At 69.6% G+C, this 17,296-nt stretch carries 13 protein-coding genes; 8 read left to right on the top strand and 5 right to left on the bottom strand.

The window, feature by feature from the left end; all coding sequences use genetic code 11:
- Positions 1-74: 74 nt before the first annotated feature.
- The 6 genes from KCH87_RS12730 (at position 75) to KCH87_RS12705 (ending at position 7,681) form a co-directional block, all read left to right on the top strand.
- On the top strand, positions 75-1,283 hold the full coding sequence (locus tag KCH87_RS12730; RefSeq protein WP_210586123.1) for an ROK family transcriptional regulator: 1,209 nt from the start codon (positions 75-77) through the stop codon (positions 1,281-1,283).
- Positions 1,284-1,460: 177 nt separating this feature from the next.
- Positions 1,461-2,963 carry an APC family permease gene (locus KCH87_RS12725; RefSeq protein WP_210586122.1) on the top strand — a complete coding sequence of 501 codons (1,503 nt, stop codon included), beginning with the start codon at positions 1,461-1,463 and terminating at the stop codon, positions 2,961-2,963.
- Entirely contained in the window at positions 2,960-3,973 is a 1,014-nt protein-coding gene (locus tag KCH87_RS12720; protein ID WP_210586121.1) for an acetamidase/formamidase family protein, read from the top strand. The genes KCH87_RS12725 and KCH87_RS12720 overlap by 4 nt, the downstream gene beginning before the upstream one ends.
- 81 nt (positions 3,974-4,054) lie before the next feature.
- Positions 4,055-4,654 carry an N-acetylmuramoyl-L-alanine amidase gene (locus KCH87_RS12715; protein WP_210586120.1) on the top strand — a complete coding sequence of 200 codons (600 nt, stop codon included), beginning with the start codon at positions 4,055-4,057 and terminating at the stop codon, positions 4,652-4,654.
- A gap of 106 nt (positions 4,655-4,760) precedes the next feature.
- Positions 4,761-6,101, top strand: a complete 1,341-nt coding sequence (locus KCH87_RS12710) for a helix-turn-helix domain-containing protein (protein WP_210586313.1) — start codon at positions 4,761-4,763, stop codon at positions 6,099-6,101.
- Positions 6,102-6,157: 56 nt separating this feature from the next.
- Positions 6,158-7,681, top strand: a complete 1,524-nt coding sequence (locus KCH87_RS12705) for an aldehyde dehydrogenase family protein (protein ID WP_210586119.1) — start codon at positions 6,158-6,160, stop codon at positions 7,679-7,681.
- A gap of 230 nt (positions 7,682-7,911) precedes the next feature.
- Here the strand turns inward: KCH87_RS12705 and KCH87_RS12700 are convergent, their stop codons facing one another.
- The 3 genes from KCH87_RS12700 to KCH87_RS12690 form a co-directional block, all read right to left on the bottom strand.
- Positions 7,912-8,085 carry a hypothetical protein gene (locus KCH87_RS12700; RefSeq protein ID WP_210586118.1) on the bottom strand — a complete coding sequence of 58 codons (174 nt, stop codon included), beginning with the start codon at positions 8,083-8,085 and terminating at the stop codon, positions 7,912-7,914.
- A gap of 349 nt (positions 8,086-8,434) precedes the next feature.
- On the bottom strand, positions 8,435-9,082 hold the full coding sequence (locus KCH87_RS12695; RefSeq protein ID WP_210586117.1) for a dihydrofolate reductase family protein: 648 nt from the start codon (positions 9,080-9,082) through the stop codon (positions 8,435-8,437).
- A gap of 213 nt (positions 9,083-9,295) precedes the next feature.
- Positions 9,296-10,366 carry a Gfo/Idh/MocA family oxidoreductase gene (locus KCH87_RS12690; protein WP_308298820.1) on the bottom strand — a complete coding sequence of 357 codons (1,071 nt, stop codon included), beginning with the start codon at positions 10,364-10,366 and terminating at the stop codon, positions 9,296-9,298.
- A 159-nt stretch (positions 10,367-10,525) separates the two neighbouring features.
- On the opposite strand from KCH87_RS12690, the gene KCH87_RS12685 reads away from it, so the two are divergent.
- Entirely contained in the window at positions 10,526-10,879 is a 354-nt protein-coding gene (locus KCH87_RS12685; protein WP_210586116.1) for a helix-turn-helix transcriptional regulator, read from the top strand.
- Between the two features lie 242 nt (positions 10,880-11,121).
- Here the strand turns inward: KCH87_RS12685 and KCH87_RS12680 are convergent, their stop codons facing one another.
- Positions 11,122-11,703 carry a DUF3455 domain-containing protein gene (locus KCH87_RS12680; protein ID WP_210586115.1) on the bottom strand — a complete coding sequence of 194 codons (582 nt, stop codon included), beginning with the start codon at positions 11,701-11,703 and terminating at the stop codon, positions 11,122-11,124.
- A gap of 356 nt (positions 11,704-12,059) precedes the next feature.
- On the opposite strand from KCH87_RS12680, the gene KCH87_RS12675 reads away from it, so the two are divergent.
- Positions 12,060-16,142: a discoidin domain-containing protein gene (locus tag KCH87_RS12675; RefSeq protein ID WP_210586114.1), complete on the top strand. Its 4,083-nt coding sequence runs from the start codon at positions 12,060-12,062 to the stop codon at positions 16,140-16,142.
- A 324-nt stretch (positions 16,143-16,466) separates the two neighbouring features.
- On the opposite strand, the gene KCH87_RS12670 is transcribed toward KCH87_RS12675, so the two are convergent.
- Positions 16,467-17,267: a polysaccharide lyase family 7 protein gene (locus tag KCH87_RS12670; protein ID WP_210586113.1), complete on the bottom strand. Its 801-nt coding sequence runs from the start codon at positions 17,265-17,267 to the stop codon at positions 16,467-16,469.
- Positions 17,268-17,296: the final 29 nt, after the last annotated feature.

Here is a 17,296-nt window from a genome sequence, read left to right as displayed (position 1 = left end):
GCACCGCTGCACGACGCCCACCCGGCAGGTGCTGCTGGAACGGAGCGGGGGAAACCATTGAGGACGACCGAGGCATGACCGCACCGCTGCACGAGGCCCACCCGGCAGGTACCGGGCGCGCGCTGCCCAACACACAACAGGGCATGCGCCGCCGCAACCTTGCCCGGGTGATGCACACCGTCAGCGCCGAGGGGCCCCTCTCCCGTGCCGCGGTCGCCTCACGCATCGGGCTGACCCGTGCCGCGGTGTCGACCCTCGTCGACGAGCTGATCCGCTCGGGGCTGCTCGATGAGCTGGGCCCCGAGCGTCCGGGCCGGGTGGGACGGCCCGGCTCGGCGCTCGCCGTCAGCGGACGCGGCCCGGCCGGGATCGGTGCGGAGATCGGGGTCGATCACCTAGCGGTGTGCGCCGTCGATCTGCGCGGAGAGGTCCGGGCGCGGGCCGTTCGGTACGGCACGAACCGTGGGCGCTCGCCCGAACCGGTGATCGAGGAACTCACCGAGCTGGTGCGCCGGATGGTCGCGGAGACAGGGCGCGAGGGCTTGTGGCCGGCCGGGCTCGCCGTGGCCGTGCCGGGCCTGGTGGCGCGCGACGCGCGAACGGTCGTACGCGCCCCGAACCTCGACTGGCACGACACGGACCTCGGCGCCCTGCTGCCCGCGGACCTCCCGCTGACCGTGGACAACGAAGCGAACTTCGGCGCGCTCGCCGAACTCCGGCTCGGCGACGGCACTCCGCGGGACTTCCTGCATGTGTCCGCCGAGATCGGCATCGGCGCGGCGGTCGTGGTGGACGGGCAACTGCTGCGAGGTACGCGGGGTTTCGCGGGCGAACTGGGGCATGTGCCGGTCCGTCCGGACGGACCGGCGTGTCCCTGCGGGGGCCGCGGGTGCCTGGAGCAGTACGCCGGTGAGGAGGCGGTGCTGCGTGCCGCCGGTCTGGAACCGGGCGAGGACCGCGTCGGGCTCCTCGCGGGGCGCGCGGCGGACGGCGACACGGACGTACGACGTGCTCTGTACGACGCGGGAGAGGCGCTCGGTATCGCGCTGACCGGGGCCGTCAATCTGCTGGACCCCGAGGGCGTGGTGCTGGGCGGTGCGCTGGCCGGGCTCGCGCCGTGGCTGCTGCCGTCGCTGGAGGCCGAGTTGGCGCGGCGGACGGCGGGGCCGGCCTGTCCGGTGGCCGTGTCGCGGCTGGGCCCGCACGGGCCGTTGCTCGGTGCCGCCCACTCGGTCGTCCGGACGGTGCTCGACGACCCGGCGACTGTGGCCGAACGGGCCTGATCACCAAAGGACTTCACCCGTTCGAGTGAGCGAGTTTTCCACAATCCCGCACCCGTCCACGGATACGCGGCGCGCACTTCTGCCCAACCCGCATGCGCCGTACCGTGATCCACGCGAGGCGCAGCTGTCGTGTCATGGCGGCGGTGGGCGCGGCGAGGTGAGCGAGAGGGAATTCACATGTCGGGGGAGACGGCACCATCCGGGAAGGCAGGGGTTGGGCTGCGGCGCGACGCGATCGGCTTGCGCGAGGTCCTCTTCCAGAGCGTCACAGCGATGGCGCCGGCCGCGGCGGTCGCCGCGTCCATTCCGTCGGGCGCGGGCTTCGCGGGCGGAAGTCTGCCCTTGTCCGTGCTGATCGCGTTGGTCGCCTGTCTGTTCACCGCGTCCAGCGTGGCCGAGCTGGCCCGGGAGTTACCGGCCGCGGGCTCGGTGTCCACCTACGCGGCGCAGGGTCTGCACCCGACCGTCGGCTTCCTCGTCGGCTGGGGCTATGTGTTCGTCGAGGCCCTGGTCCCGCCGCTGCTCCTGCTGCAACTGGGCTTCACGACGGCGGGCACGCTGCACCAGGAGTGGTCGTCCTATCCAGCGGATCTGTGGTGGCCGTGGTCGCTCCTGGGTGCGGCGATCATCGCGGCCGCGGGCTGGTTCGGGGTGCGCGCCTCGGCCCGCTTCGGCACGGTCCTGGGCGTCTTCGAAGTACTCGTCTTCCTGGTCTTCGCCGTCTGGCTGATCGGCAAGGCGGGCGGTGACAACACCTGGTCCGTGTTCGGTACGTCGCACACGGCCGACGGCTATGAGGGCATCACTGGGGTGTTCGCCGGTTCGGTCTACACGGTGCTGGCCTTCGCCGGATTCGAGGCCGCGGCACCGCTGGCCGAGGAGACGCGCAACCCGCGCACGACGATGCACCGCGCGGTGCTCGGCGCGGCATTGGCGATCGGCGTGTTCTACGTGGTCACCACCTACGCCATGACGGTGTACTTCGGGCCGGACCGCTTCGGGGAGTTCGGGGCCTCCGGCGCGGCGTCCTGGGAAGGCGTGGCCCGGGCGTCGTTCGGGTTGTTCTGGGTGCTGGTGTTCCTGGCCGTGATCAACTCGGCGATCGCCAACGCCAACGCCTGCGCGAACGTCTCGACCCGGACGGCCTATGCCCTGGCCCGCATCCGTGTCCTGCCCCGTTTCCTCGCCGCACTGCACCCCAAGTACCGCTCCCCCGTCGCCGGTATCGCCGTACAGACGGTCGTGGCGGTCGGCGCGGTGCTGGGCCTGGGGTTCGGCTATGACCCCGTGACGGCGTTCCTCCTATTGGCTACGGTGATCGTGACCGTGGTGATCGGCGTCTACATCGTGGTGAATCTCGCCTGCGCCGGCTACTTCCTGCGCCGCAGGCGCGAGTCGCTGAAGCCGGTACGGCATCTGCTCCTGCCGCTCCTAGGCATCGTCGCGTTCGTCCCCGCACTGCTGACCGCGGCCGGGCTGCCCGTCTTCGACTTCGTCTCCGAGCTGACCGCACCGGTGTCGTACGCGGGTCCGGTCGTCGGGGTCTGGATGGCGGCGGGAGCCGTCGTACTGGTCGTGCTGCTGCGGCGCCATCCCGAGCGAATAGCCGAGACCGCGCGTGTCCACCTCGACGAACCCTCCCCCACCGACCTTCCGCAGAACGGAGCTGTGCAGCGATGAGCGACCCCCGGATTCTGACCGTGCGCCCCGAACCGGGCGAGTACGCCTGGACGTTCGGCGGCGCGCCGCCCGTGGCCCGTATCGCGCCAGGCACCGTCCTCGACCTCTACACGGAGGACTGCTTCGACGGACGGGTGCGCTCCGAGAAGGACCTGGTGTCGGAGGTGTGCGAGTTCCCGTTCCTCAACCCGCAGACCGGCCCCTTCCACATCGAGGGCGCGGAACCGGGTGACACCGTCGCCGTGCACTTCGTGTCGATCGAACCGGCCCGGGACTGGGCCGCGTCGACGACGGTCCCGCTGTTCGGCGCGCTCACCTCGACGCACACCACGGCCACTTTGCAGCCGCCGCTTCCGGAGACGGTCTGGATCTGGCAGCTCGACCGGACCCGCCGCACGGCACTGTTCCGGGCGCACGACAGCGACATCGAGGCCGAGCTGCCCCTCGACCCGATGCACGGCACCGTGGGCGTGGCTCCCGCCAATCTCGAAGTGCGCTCGGCCCTCGTGCCGGACGCGCACGGCGGGAACATGGACACGCCCGAGATGCGGGCCGGCGTCACCTGCTATCTCGGGGTGAACGTCGAGGGGGCTCTGCTCAGCCTCGGTGACGGTCACGCCCGGCAGGGCGAGGGCGAGACCTGTGGCGTCGCCGTCGAGTGCGCGATGAACACGATCGTGATCGTCGAACTGCTCAAGGGCCTCGCCACTCCGTGGCCGCGCATCGAGTCGGACACCCACATCATCTCGACGGGCTCGGCACGACCGCTGGAGGACGCGTTCCGGATATCCCAGCTCGACCTGGTGCAGTGGCTGGTGCGCGACTACGGGTTCAGTGAGCTGGACGCCTACCAGTTCGCCACCCAGTCCGTCGAGTCGCCGCTGGCCAACGTGTGCGACACCAACTACACGTGCGTGGCCAAGCTCCGCAAACAGTGGCTGCCCGCCCGGGAAACGCATCGCGGCGTGCATGCCCAACTGCGGGAGACGGCGGCAACCCTACGGCGCTGAGCAAGACCGACCTTCCATGTCGCGTACGGCGAGACGGCCCGTGTGATCGTCCGCCCTGACCACCGAAAGGCACCGCCCCCTATGGAACGGGCAAGACCGCTCCCCACGAGGCGTCGGCTCCTGAAAGGCGCCGCCCTGGCCGCCGTACCGTACGCGCTGCTCCCCGACGCGCGGGCCGGAGCGCGGATCCAGGCCGTCGACCACCCGTCGGCCGAGTGGCAGCCGGCCACGACCGCCAACTACACCGCCGCACCACGCCCTGCGGACCGACCCGTGGATCGAGTGATCATCCATGTCACGGAGACGGTCTACGCCGCCACCCTGTCCATCTTCCAGAACCCGAGGAAGCAGGTGTCCGCGCACTACGTCGTCCGCTCGGCCGACGGTCATGTGGCGCAGTCCGTCCGGGAGTCCGATGTCGCCTGGCACGCGGGGAACTGGGAGTACAACACGCGCAGCATCGGTATCGAGCACGAGGGCTGGGTGGACCGGCCCGGCTGCTTCACCGACGCGATGTACGAGGAGTCGGCCGCGCTCACCGCGGCGATCTGCACAAGACACGGCATATCGAAGGACCGCGCGCACATCATCGGGCATCACGAGGTGCCGGGCACGGATCACACGGATCCCGGCCCCAACTGGGACTGGGCTCGCTACCTGAGACTGGTGAACCATGTCTGACCCCGCAGCACATGCCTGATTCCGGTGGCCCCGGTCGAAGTGGTTGTCCACGCGCGCACCCGGAGTGACGATGTCCTCAGCCGCATCGCCGTCCGGGGAGGCCGAGTTGACGGATCCATGGGTGGCCCTGGAGCCGGGGGCCGACCCTGCCGAGCGCGTGCGGATGCTGCGTCGTGCGCATGAGATGTTCACCGAGGCGGGCACGGTGCCGCGGCCGGTGCGTTCGGTGGTGGCCGACTCGTGGCGGCGTTCCGCGCGGGCCGGGGTCGGTCCCGACGGCACCGCGAGAGTGGAGCTCGCGGACGGTGACCTCGGTGTCTATCGTGCCGAGCATCCGCTGGCACGGGTGATGCCGCTGTTCCGGGAGCTGATGGGCACGTTCGCGGCCGACGGTGAGCATCTGCTCGCGGTGTGCGACGCGCGCGGCAGTCTGCTGTGGGTCGAGGGCCATCCGACCACCCGCAGGCGGGCGGACCGGATGAACTTCGTGCCCGGCGCACGCTGGGCGGAGACCGCGGTCGGGACGAATGCGCCGGGCACGGCTGTCGCCGTCGACCGTCCGGTGCAGGTCTTTGCCGCCGAGCACTTCATCCGGCAGGTGCAGCCGTGGACCTGTGCGGCGGCTCCGGTGCACGATCCGCGGACCGGGCGGGTGCTGGGCGCCGTGGACATCACCGGGGGTGACGGGCTCGCGCATCCGCACAGCCTGGGCTTCGTCCAGGCGGTCGCTCGGGCCGCCGAGTCCCAACTGGCACTGCTCACTCCAGGGCAGCCGGCCGCCGGCACGCCCGAACTGACCGCGCTGGGCCGGGATGAGGCAGTGCTAGTCGCGGGTGGCCGCACGATCAGGCTCAGTCGCCGGCACAGCGAGATCCTGGTGCTGCTGGCCCGCCACCCGGAGGGGCTGACCGGCGACGAACTGCTGTGCGCGCTGTACGAGGACGAGTCGGTGACACCGGTGACCCTGCGCGCCGAACTGGCCCGGCTGCGCAGACTCCTCGGTCCCGGGCTGCTGGCCTCGCGGCCGTACCGGCTGACCTCGCAGGTCGAGTCCGACGTCGCCGTTGTCGAGCGGCGCCTGGAGGCCGGTGCGGTCACGGCGGCGGTGACGGCGTACGCCGGCCCGCTGCTGCCCGCCTCACAGGCACCGGCGGTGGCGCGGCTCAGGCGGCGTCTGGCCGACGGCCTCCGGACGGCGCTGATCGCCCGCAGCGACCCCGATCTGCTGGCCGACTGGGCGCACGCGCCGTGGGGCGAGGAGGACATCGACGTATGGCGCGCGCTGGCCGCCGTACGTCCGATGGCCACGGTCCGCTCGCGGCTGGCCGCGCTGGAGTCGGAGCTGTCGGCGCCGGCCGACTGGGCACGTGGGGCTGCCGATAGCCGGACCTCCCACGTGCGGAGCGAGGCCGCCCCCGCAACGTACTCGCAACCTCCGCGTCCCTAGCCTCGCGCCGAGAGCTGCCCAACGGCGGGCAGCGCAGCTCCGGGAGGCAGAGCACCATGACCCGTTACGCGGCGCCCGGCACACAGGGCGCGATCGTCTCCTACCAGGCGCGCTACGACCACTTCATCGGCGGCGAGTGGGTGCCGCCGGCTCGCGGGCAGTACTTCGAGAATCCGTCTCCGGTGAACGGGCAACCGTTCACGGAGATCGCGCGAGGCACCGCTGAGGACGTGGAGCGGGCGCTCGACGCGGCGCACGCGGCCGCCCCCGCCTGGGGCCGCACCTCGGTGACCGAGCGGTCGGACATCCTGCTCAAGATCGCCGACCGTATGGAGGCGCATCTGGAGCCGCTGGCGGTCGCCGAGAGCTGGGAGAACGGCAAACCGGTCCGCGAGACGCTCGCCGCCGACATCCCGCTGGCCATCGACCACTTCCGCTACTTCGCGGGTGCGATCCGTGCCCAGGAGGGCTCGCTCGGCGAGCTCGACGACGACACGGTGGCGTACCACTTCCATGAGCCGCTGGGCGTGGTCGCGCAGATCATCCCGTGGAACTTCCCGATCCTGATGGCGACTTGGAAGCTCGCGCCCGCCCTCGCCGCGGGCAACGCGGTCGTCATCAAGCCCGCCGAGCAGACGCCGGCGTCCATCCACTACTGGATGAGCCTGATCGCGGACCTGCTGCCGCCGGGCGTGGTGAACATCGTCAACGGTTTCGGCGCGGAAGCGGGCAAGCCGCTCGCGTCGAGCTCGCGAGTGGCGAAGGTGGCGTTCACGGGCGAGACGACGACAGGGCGGCTGATCATGCAGTACGCCTCGGAGAACATCAAGCCCGTCACGCTGGAGCTCGGCGGCAAGTCGCCCAACATCTTCTTCGACGACGTGTGGGCGAAGAACGACGACTTCCGTGACAAGGCGCTCGAGGGCTTCACGATGTTCGCGCTCAACCAGGGCGAGGTGTGCACCTGTCCGTCCCGGGCGCTCGTCCAGCGCGGTCACTACGCCGAGTTCCTCAAGGCGGCCGTCGCCCGCACCGAGCAGATCACGACGGGCCATCCCCTCGACACCGACACGATGATCGGTGCTCAGGCCTCCAACGACCAGCTGGAGAAGATCCTCTCCTACCTCGACATCGGCAGGCAGGAGGGGGCCCGGATCCTCACCGGCGGCGAACGCGTCGATTACGACGGTGAGTTGAAGGGCGGCTACTACGTCCAACCGACGATCTTCGAGGGCGACAACCGTATGCGGGTCTTCCAGGAGGAGATCTTCGGACCCGTGGTCTCGGTGACGTCCTTCGACGACTTCGACGACGCCATCAAGATCGCCAACGACACGCTGTACGGTCTCGGCGCCGGCGTGTGGACCCGCGACATCAACACCGCGTACCGGGCCGGCCGCGCGATCCAGGCGGGCCGCGTCTGGACGAACTGCTACCACGCCTACCCGGCACACGCGGCGTTCGGTGGATACAAGCAGTCCGGGATCGGCCGTGAGAATCACAAGATGATGCTGGAGCACTACCAGCAGACGAAGAATCTGCTGGTGTCGTACTCACCGAAGAAGCTGGGCTTCTTCTAGACACAGCAAAAGGGCGCCTGAACAGGGGGCATTCCGGGCATTCCCGTCAGGCGCCCTTCTGGGCGCGCACCTGCGCAGCAAGCCGAAACGCGCGCCGGACCCGGCGGACTCTGGCGCCTTGCGCGCAAGGCGCGGCCAAGTTCTTCGCCGTCCTGGCCGTCGCACCGCTCGATGGTGTCGTCCAGGGAGAGTCACCCCTCGCCCACGAGCTGGAGAACGACGGTGGCGAATTACGTCTTGGTGTTGCTGGCCGTGCGCAGCGTGGGCCGGTGCGGCATCGGCGCCTCGGTCTTTGTGTCGGCGACCGCGCTGACCGCGGTGCGGATGCCGGCCGGGGCCCGTATGTACGCGCTGGCGCCGGTGACGCCCGCGTGCTCGCAGAGCGCGTCCAGATCGGCCTGCAATCGGTCGCGGCGGCGCGGGAGGCCCGGGACCGGGTGGATTCCTGGGAAGCCGTGGCGACTGTGGCTCCGGTGGCGACGGCAGGGAAGGTGATGGCGGCAACAGCTGCGGACAGCAGTGCATGGCGTCCGGTTCATGATCATGCAGAAATGGTGCCGCCGCGGAGCCGGGCTCGTCACGGTGGCCGACCCACTTGTCGGGCGCCGGGATGGCCTCAGGCGCGAAGGTGGGGCTAACCAACCCCACCCTCGTCGGCGTCCGCCGCCCGCGGCCCGTGAGCCGACGCCGTGAGCGCTGCCGACCTGGCGGATTCACCGCCGACGGCACGGAGCCACCTGGCGCGGGGTGTTTTCAGTCGTCCCGCGCGGCACCGCGATCGGGTGCGCTCATGTCCCCCGTCCCGGGCGTGCCGTCGGCGAGCCCGTAGCGCAGGTACACGGTGCCCTTCGGACCGGCTGCCGGCGGTTCGAGGAGTGTGACGTTCGTGGGCACCTCGCCGCCGTCGAACACCTTCTTCCCGACGCCGAGCACGATCGGGTGCACCCAGAGGTCGAGACGGTCGAAGAGCTTCTCGCGCAGGAGGGTCTGCACCAGGTTCAGGCTCCCGACGACCTTCACGTGTTCGTGCCGGTCACGGATCTCACGTACCGCGCCGGCCAGATCGTCCGGGTCGAGCTGCGTGGACCCGGCCCACGAGAGGTCGGGCTTGCCGCGGGAGGCCACGTACTTCGGGACGCTGTTGAAGAGCGTGGCGATCTCGTTGTCCTGGCCGCCCTCCTGGTACGGCCAGTACGCGGCGAAGATGTCATACGTCTGCCGGCCGAGCAGGAGGGCGTCCGTGCCCTCGTACGCGGCACCGATCTGCGCCCCGGCGACCTCGTCCAGCAGGGGCGCCTGCCAGCCGCCGAACGGGAATCCCACCGGGTCCTCGTCGGGGCCGCCGGGCGCCTGGCCGACGAGGTCGAGGGTTGCGAACATCTCGATGTGAATGAGGCCCATGCCGTACTCCCGATGAGCTTGGTCTTCTCGGTCGGAAGGTAGACCTGTGGGCGTCGGCAGACTCATCGCTGCGACGGCACCCCGCTTCGTACTCGTGGGCCGCCTGGCACACGCCAACCGATCTCGAAGCGCGCAGCACGATGCCCTGGCCTACTCCACCAGGCCGGGGTCACATCCGCGGAACTCCCGCTGTCCGCCGGTCCTGCCCGGGCATCAGTTGCGCCTGGCGGCGTCCTCGATGCGGTCGAGAAGCTGCTGGCGGCGGTGGGCGTGGGTGAAGTCGGCGACTCGGTGGGTGCCTTGGTTCAGGTCTTCGCGGATGCCGGAGTAGGCGTGGCCGACGGTGTAGGCCGGGCTGGTCCGGGCGTCGGCGAGGGCGGGCAGTTCGTAGGAGGCGGGCAGGGGCAGCTCGGCCAGTTCGCTGTTGTCGCCGCGGGCGCCGCGGAGGGCGATCGGTCCGACCTGGAGATGACCGTTGGGCCCGGTGATCTGGATGTCACCCTGCGTGCCGTTGATCTCCCACAGGAAGTTCGTGCCCCGGCTCAGTCCACCGCGGTAGTGGGCGGAGACGACAGCGCCGGACTCCAGGACACCCTGGACGGCGATCTGGTCGGCCGTGCCCATCGCCACTTCCTCGCCGGTCTGCGCGACGCGGACAGTGGTGCGGCGCGTGACGGCGGTCGCGTCGAGGTCGGCGAACTCCCCGAGCACCATGGTCAGCGCGTCGATGGTGTGGCCGAAGGGGATCGTCAGCAGCGTCGCGCCGTTCGCGGGGTCGAGCAGGTAGAGGGCGCTCTGGTCGACGGTGTCGCCGTATGCGAGTCCCGAGCCGACCAGGGTCGTGGACAGTACGTCGCCCACGTAACCGTCCGCGATGAGGTCCCGCACGTACTGAACGTGCGGCGCGGTGCGGGCCTGGAGACCGACGAACGTACGGATGCCCTTGGTCTGAGCGGTCTCTGCCATCTCCTTCGTCTCAGCCGCGTTCTTGCCCAGCGGCCATTCACTGAGCACCGTCTTCCCGGCGTTCAGCGCGGCCATCACGTTCGCGTAATGGTCGGGAGCCTTGACGCTGACCACGACGAGGTCGACGTCCGGGCTCTCGGCCAGTTCCTTGGCGCTGCCGAAGGCGAGCGGCACCCCGTACCGCTCGCCCGCCCTGCGAGCGGAGTCGGGGTTGGACGTGCTCAGTGCGCGTACGTCGAACCCGTCAAGGGCCCGCAGTGCGGGCAGGTGGGAGGCGGCCGCCCAGCCGCCGGAGGCGCTGAGGCCGATGATCCCCACGCCGATGGAAGGTCCGGACGCATCCGAGGAAGAGGGCAAGGACACAGATATCTCCTGTACACGGAGGAACGGGATGCCTGGATCACCCCCGCCGCCCCACCGTAGCCCATGTACACATTCTTGCGAACATAGCGATGGGTGGCCCGGTACCCTTGCTCCATGGCCAGCCGCACGTCCTCCCCGCTCACCCACCCCGACGCAGAGGACTTCGACCTCTTCAAGATCATGAGCGCACTGACCGACCCCACCCGCCTGGCCATCGTCATGACGCTCGCCTCCCTGCCCGGCCTGGCCTGCAAGGGCTTCTATCCGGCCGTCGCGAAATCGGCCCTCACCCGCCACCTCCGCATCCTGCGCGAGGCCGGCCTCATCCGACAGCAGGACGCCGGCACCCTTCGCGTGAACACCCTGCGCAAGGACGACCTCGACGAACGCTTCCCCCACCTGATGGACCTGGTCATCAAGGAAGGCGCCGGCCACCCGATCCTGGTGGCGGACACCGAAAGCGCCTGACACCGACCGCGAAGAAGGGCGCGTGACGAGGACTGATCGCCCGTCAGGCGCCCTTCTCGACCTCGGACCGGGTCGCGAGCCGAAGTATTGAGCGTTTGGTGCGGTACGGGGGGGCATCGCCGTACGGCAGGTCAGCATCCATGAGGCATGCCTCACCGACTTGCCTGACTTGCCTGACTTGCCTGAGTCGAAGCCAGGGGGCTCTCAGCCCCTGCGATCAACCCGCTCGGGAATGCGTGACCCTATGACTGAACAGGCGCATAGAAGACGTAGATTGCCGAATACTCCACGCCGACCTGCGCTCCTTCCGAGCAGGATCCCTCGGGGGCCAAGCCCCCTCGTGTGGCCAGGCGCTGAATGTAGGAGACAGAGCCGAAGACTCCGCTCCCACGGGTGGCCGTTGCCTTGAGCAGCAACTGCGGGACGGCGTCGGTGCTGGGGACGCTCGCTCCGGGCACGGCGGCGGCGTTGACGGCGCTGCCGTCCACCGTGGAGACCCACACCGGGCCGCGCGAGTGAAGGGCGATCGGCCGGTGGCGAATGTCCCGGGCGTCGGACAACGTGGCGGCCGGCTCGACGAATGTCCAGGCGCCGTTGGTGCACGCGTAGGTCTGCACGCCCTGCGCGTCGAACACGGCGGTCTTCTTGTTGCCGTCCGGTACCTGAAGCTCGGGCGGGATCGTCGGCTTGGGCGCAGGCGCGATGGCGTGCGTCTCTGCGCTCGGTCTGCCGGATGCCTGACCGGCAGCCGCACTGCCGATCACCGCGGCCGCGGCGGTGACTATGGTTCCCGTCACCAGAGCGGCCCGCTTGCTGAAGAGCATGAGAAATAACTCCACGTGTAGATGAAGGATGTGCCGAAAGCGGCGCTCCGACACCTGAACTGCCATTCCCTCGCCGCTACTTGGATCGTACGAACGGATCACCTCTCTCACTCACCCGTGGCGAATCCGTAATGATTTGGCAAGGCGCCGCCGGAACGGCGACCGAACACCAGGCGAACAACACGGTCCGCGCCGCCCCGCCTCTCATCTGCGGCTCAACACCAACATCCGTCCCAGGGGTTGACAGGGAGCTCATAAGAACCACAGCCTTTGGCAACGTTGTCATAGATGCTCGGCCCGGAGCGTACGGAGCCGGCTCGGCTTGCTCTGCCCTTTTTTGATGGGAAGTCAGACTCATGACTGATCAACTGGATCCGTCGCTCAATCCGTCGCGCCGGTCCATAGTCGCCACAGGCTCCACCCTGCTGGCCGGATTCGGGCTGAGCTCGTTGCTCCCCATGTCGACCGCCGCCGCCGGCACCGGCAAGCCGACGGCACCCGCGTCACCTCATGAACTCGCGCTCAACCGGCCCGTTTCGGTCTCCTCGACGGCATACGCCCCCACGCCAGGATCCTTCGTGGTCGACCGCCTCACCGCACCCGGCGTACGGGGCAGCGGATGGCGTGCGGAGACCGGCGACCCGCAGTGGATCGCCGTCGATCTCCAGGCCGCGTGCGATGTCACCTGGATCCGCCTCACCTTCGAAGCAGACGCCAGTGACCCGGTGTTCACGCCGCCCACCAGCGGAAACCCGGCCAACGGCACCACCGGCAAAGAGATCCTTTCGAGCTACGCGCACGATTTCCTGGTCGAGACGTCCCTCGACGAGAAGTCCTGGACGAGCGTCTACCGCACGATCGCCGGCACCGGCGGAGTGGTGAACGTCCAGCTCCCCCACCCGGTGTCGGCACGCTGGGTGCGCATGACGTGCCGCAAGCGTTCCAGTCCCCTGCCGCTGGGCCTCAACGGCTTCGAGGTGTATGGCAACCCCCGCGGGCACCGCCCCTCGGCCACGGGCTGGACCGACTGGGGCACCCACCACGGCAAGGTGCCCAAGCTGACCGTGGCCGACGACGGCACCGTGCCGGTGGAGTCCGGCTGGCGGCTCACCCTGGACGACTGGGCGGGCGCGGACGGTGCCGGTCTGTCGAAGACCTCCGTCGACACGAGCGGCTGGCTGCCCGCCACCGTCCCCGGCACGGTCCTGGGCTCCCTCGTGGACCAGGGCAAGCTGCCCGACCCGGTCGCCGGGCTGAACAACCTGCACATCCCCGAGGCTCTGTCGCGGCACTCCTGGTGGTACAAGCGGGACTTCGAGCTGCCGCGGAGCCTGCGCACCGGTTCCGGCCGCCGCATCTGGCTGGAGTTCGACGGCGTCAACCACAAGGCCGACGTCTGGCTCAACGGCGAGCAGGTCGGCGACCTGACGTACCCGTTCGCCCGCTCCTCGTACGACGTGACCCGCCTGCTCACCGAGGACGGCACCAACGCGCTGGCCGTGAAGATCACGCCGATGCCCGTGCCCGGCAGCCCCGGCGACAAGGGCCCCCTGGGCGAGGCCTGGGTGGACGCGGGCGCCGGGCAGATGAACCTCAACTCCCCCACATACCTTGCCTCTTCGGGCTGGGACTGGATGCCGGCCGTCCGTGACCGCGCGGCGGGCATCTGGAACCACGTCCGGCTGCGGTCCACCGGTCAGATCGTGATCGGCGACCCGCGCGTGGACACCTACCTGCCCAACCTGCCGGACGTGTCGGTGGCCGAGGTGACGGTCGTCGTCCCGGTCCGCAACGCCGACTCCGCGGACCACAAGGCCACGGTCTCCGCGGCCTTCGGCGACGTCCGGGTGTCCAGGGTCGTCACCGTGCCGGCAGGCAAGAGCGTCGACGTGGTCTTCGCCCCGGACGCCTTCCGGCAGTTGCGGCTGCGCAACCCGAAGCTGTGGTGGCCGAACGGCCTGGGCGAGCCGGACCTGCACGATCTCCGGCTCACCGCGTCGGTCGACGGCGCCGAGAGCGACGTACGGACCACCCGCTTCGGCATCCGCCAGTTCGGCTACGAGTACGAGGTGCCGCTGCCGTTCACCGCGACCGGTGACTCGTACACCCAGTCAGTCACGTTCGACCGGCAGCAGGCCCGCTACGTCCGTATCAACTGCCGGACGCGGGCCACCTCCTGGGGCAGTTCCCTGTGGACGCTGTCCGTGCTGGACAGCAGTCGGCCGACCACCGACCTGGCCCTGCACGCGCCCGCCGACGCCTCCAGCACGGACGGGGACGACCACGGCGCGGCCAAGGCGACCGACGGTGATCCGGACACCCGCTGGTCCTCGGCGTTCGAGGACGACCAGTGGATCAGCGTCGACCTGGGCTCGGCGCAGTCCTTCGACCGGGTCGACCTCACCTGGGAGCAGGCGTACGCCAAGTCCTTCGTGGTGCAGGTGTCCGCGGACGGTACCGAGTGGACCGATGTGACGTCGGTGGACAACGGAGCCGTGCCGCTGCCGTTCAACAACGGCAACGCCAGCCTTCAGGTCGAGGACTTCGACCGGCGGACCGCCCGCTATGTGCGTATCAACTGCGGGCTGCGCAACACCAGTTGGGGCAACTCCCTGTGGTCTCTGGGCGTGGTCGACCGCAGTGACCCCGGAACCGACCTCGCCCTGCACAAGGAGGCGACGGCCTCCACCGAGGAGTCCGACAAGCCCGCCTCGCACGCCACCGACGGCGACGCGGGCACCCGCTGGTCGTCGCAGTACGAGGACCACCAGTGGATCCGGGTGGACCTGGGCTCGGCGCAGAGCTTCGACCGGGTGGCGATCGTCTGGGAGTCGGCGTACCCGAAGACGTATGTCATCCAGGTGTCCGACGACGGCGAGCAGTGGACCGACGTCAAGTCGGTGTCCAACGCCCCCGATCCGCTGAAGATCGTCGTCAACGGTGTGCGGGTGCTGGCCCGCGGCGGCAACTGGGGCTGGGACGAACTGCTGCGCCGGATGCCCCCGGAGCGGATGGACGCGGCGGTGCGGATGCACCGCGACATGAACTTCACCATGATCCGCAACTGGGTCGGCACCAGTGACCGGGAGGAGTTCTTCGCCGCGTGCGACCGGCACGGCATCCTCGTCTGGAACGACTTCCCCAACGCCTGGGCCATGGACCCGCCGGACCACAACGCGTTCAACTCGATCGCCCGCGACACCGTACTGCGCTACCGCATCCATCCCTGCGTGGCCGTCTGGTGCGGGGCCAACGAGGGCAACCCGCCGGCCGCCATCGACAAGGGGATGCGCGAGGCCGTCGAGCAGCAGGTTCCCGGGCTGCTCTACCAGAACAACTCCGCCGGTGGAATCGTCACGGGCGGCGGCCCCTACGGCTGCGTGGACCCGGAGAAGTACTTCGACCCCGCCACCTACGGCAGCAAGGACTTCGGCTTCCACACCGAGATCGGCATGCCGGTCGTCTCCACCGCGGCCAGCGTGCGCAACATGACGGGCGACGAGCCGGAGTGGCCCATCCGCGGCGCCTGGTACTACCACGACTGGAGCGAGCGCGGGAACCAGGCGCCGCAGAACTACAAGGCCGCCATCGAGTCCCGCCTGGGCGAGGCCGCAGGCCTGGACGACTTCGCCCGCAAGGCGCAGTTCGTCAACTACGAGAACACCCGCGCCATGTTCGAGGCGTGGAACGCCAACCTCTGGGACAACGCGACCGGCCTGATGCTGTGGATGTCCCACCCGGCCTGGCACAGCACCGTCTGGCAGACCTACGACTACGACTTCGACGTCAACGGCACCTACTACGGCGCCCGTTCCGCCTGTGAGCCGCTGCATGTCCAGGCCGATCCGGTGAAGTGGCAGGTCCTCGCGGTCAATCACACGCGTGCGGACCTCAAGAACGCCACCGTCACGGCCCGGTTGTACGACCTGTCCGGCCGGCAGCTCGGTACGAAGCGGACCGCCCGGGTGGACGTGGCACGGGCCGCCACGGCGCAGGCCTTCACCGCCGGCTGGACCGAGGACCTGCCTGACCTGCACCTGCTGCGGCTGACGCTGGAGGACGCCGGCGGAAGGGAGCTCTCGCGCAACACCTACTGGCGCTACCGGAACCCCGCCGCCATGAAGGCCCTGAGCACGGCACGACAGGTGAAGGTGTCCGGCTCGGTCGGGCAGGTGTCCCGTTCCGGAGACCGTCGGAAACTGACGGCCACCATCAGGAACCACGGCTCGGCCGTCGCCGCCATGGTCCGGCTGTCCCTGGTGGACGAGGCGGGCGGCCATCGCGTGCTGCCGACGCTCTACAGCCACAACTACCTGTGGCTGCTGCCCGGAGAGACCCAGACCGTCAACGTGTCCTGGCCGGCGCAGGCTCTTTCCTCAGGCCGTCCGGCGCTGAGGGTGGAGGCCTACAACAGCCGCCCTGCGACGGCCCGTTCCTGACACGACGGACACGACGGACACGACGCACGTCCCGGCCGCAGGCATGCCCGGCTTGCCTGCGGCCGGACTCCTTGCCTCACCCCGCTTCCGGGGCCCGTGTTCCGTGCGGCAGCCCTGATCCATGGTCGAGTCACCAGCCCGGCACCATGGGCCGCCCGACCAGACTCCCGGTCACCGCTGACGGCCGCTGCGTGAAGATCCAGCTGTCCGGCACCGACTACCTGACGCTCGCGGAGGTCCAGGTCTTCCCCACTCGCTGAACCGGCGGACACAGGGCGCGGCCACCAGACAGCTGCCTGGTGGCCGCACCTTCAAAGCACCACCTCACGAATGCGTCACCTTGACGCTGTACAGGGCGACTTCGCCGTAGTTGGAACTGCTGCACGGCGCGGAGTTGGTGCAGTTCGCCTGCGTGTAGTCGCCGGCCTTGAAGTAGCCGCTGCTGAACTCGGCGGCGACGGTGGCCTTGAGAGCGCCGTTGTAGTAGACGTCGACCTTTCCGTCGTGGGCCACGAACTTCCCCTGGAAACGGGTGCCCAGCTGGTAGTTGGAGGTCACCAGCTTGTAGTGCGTGGTGTTGTACGAGGTGATGTACAGGCTGGTCCCCTCTAGCCGGAACGAGGTGACGTCGCTGTCGGAGTCATGTATCTGACCGGCCATCACATGCGGCTTCTCCTTGGGGAGATGGGTGATGGCCTCGTCGAACACCATGGTGTGGGTGCCCGACGTGGACGGCCAGCTCGCGTTCCCCGACCCGTCCGCGGTCATCTCGCGCAGCTCCGACCTCGGGTAGCCGCTGTTGCTCGTGGTGGCACCGTTGACGGCGGCCCGCATCAGGATCGCGTCGCAGGTCGACTTGGTCGTGAACCAGGGTGAGCTGTTGTACGTCGCCAGTGCGGGCTGCTTGACCTCCTGGGGAGAGCCGGAGCTGGTGGGCAGGGGCAGTTGGAGCTTCCACGCCTTGCTCAGACCGATGGCCGCGGCCGGCGCCGGACAGGCGGCGGGCTTCGCGGGAGCGGCCGACGCGCTGTGCACCGAGGGCACCAGGCCAAGGGTGAGCGCGGGAGCGGCGACGAGGACGAACGCGCGGCGGGGAGTCCTCCGCGATCGTGCATGCTGCTTCATGTACGGCTCCTTCTTGTGCGGGGCCACCA

The sequence above is a fragment of the Streptomyces sp. GESEQ-35 genome, from assembly GCF_017948485.1.
Taxonomy (GTDB): domain Bacteria; phylum Actinomycetota; class Actinomycetes; order Streptomycetales; family Streptomycetaceae; genus Streptomyces.
The sequence above is the reverse complement of the archived record's forward strand: the minus strand, read 5'-3'. Positions and strand labels throughout refer to the sequence as shown.

Bases quoted from the DNA above. Each gene is read 5' to 3' on its own strand.
- KCH87_RS12705 (WP_210586119.1), top strand. From the start codon at position 6,158: ATGACCCGTTACGCGGCGCCCGGCACACAGGGCGCGATCGTCTCCTAC.
- KCH87_RS12670 (WP_210586113.1), bottom strand. From the start codon at position 17,267: ATGAAGCAGCATGCACGATCGCGGAGGACTCCCCGCCGCGCGTTCGTC.
- KCH87_RS12720 (WP_210586121.1), top strand. From the start codon at position 2,960: ATGAGCGACCCCCGGATTCTGACCGTGCGCCCCGAACCGGGCGAGTAC.
- KCH87_RS12715 (WP_210586120.1), top strand. From the start codon at position 4,055: ATGGAACGGGCAAGACCGCTCCCCACGAGGCGTCGGCTCCTGAAAGGC.
- KCH87_RS12685 (WP_210586116.1), top strand. From the start codon at position 10,526: ATGGCCAGCCGCACGTCCTCCCCGCTCACCCACCCCGACGCAGAGGAC.
- KCH87_RS12675 (WP_210586114.1), top strand. From the start codon at position 12,060: ATGACTGATCAACTGGATCCGTCGCTCAATCCGTCGCGCCGGTCCATA.
- KCH87_RS12680 (WP_210586115.1), bottom strand. From the start codon at position 11,703: ATGCTCTTCAGCAAGCGGGCCGCTCTGGTGACGGGAACCATAGTCACC.
- KCH87_RS12725 (WP_210586122.1), top strand. From the start codon at position 1,461: ATGTCGGGGGAGACGGCACCATCCGGGAAGGCAGGGGTTGGGCTGCGG.
- KCH87_RS12695 (WP_210586117.1), bottom strand. From the start codon at position 9,082: ATGGGCCTCATTCACATCGAGATGTTCGCAACCCTCGACCTCGTCGGC.
- KCH87_RS12730 (WP_210586123.1), top strand. From the start codon at position 75: ATGACCGCACCGCTGCACGAGGCCCACCCGGCAGGTACCGGGCGCGCG.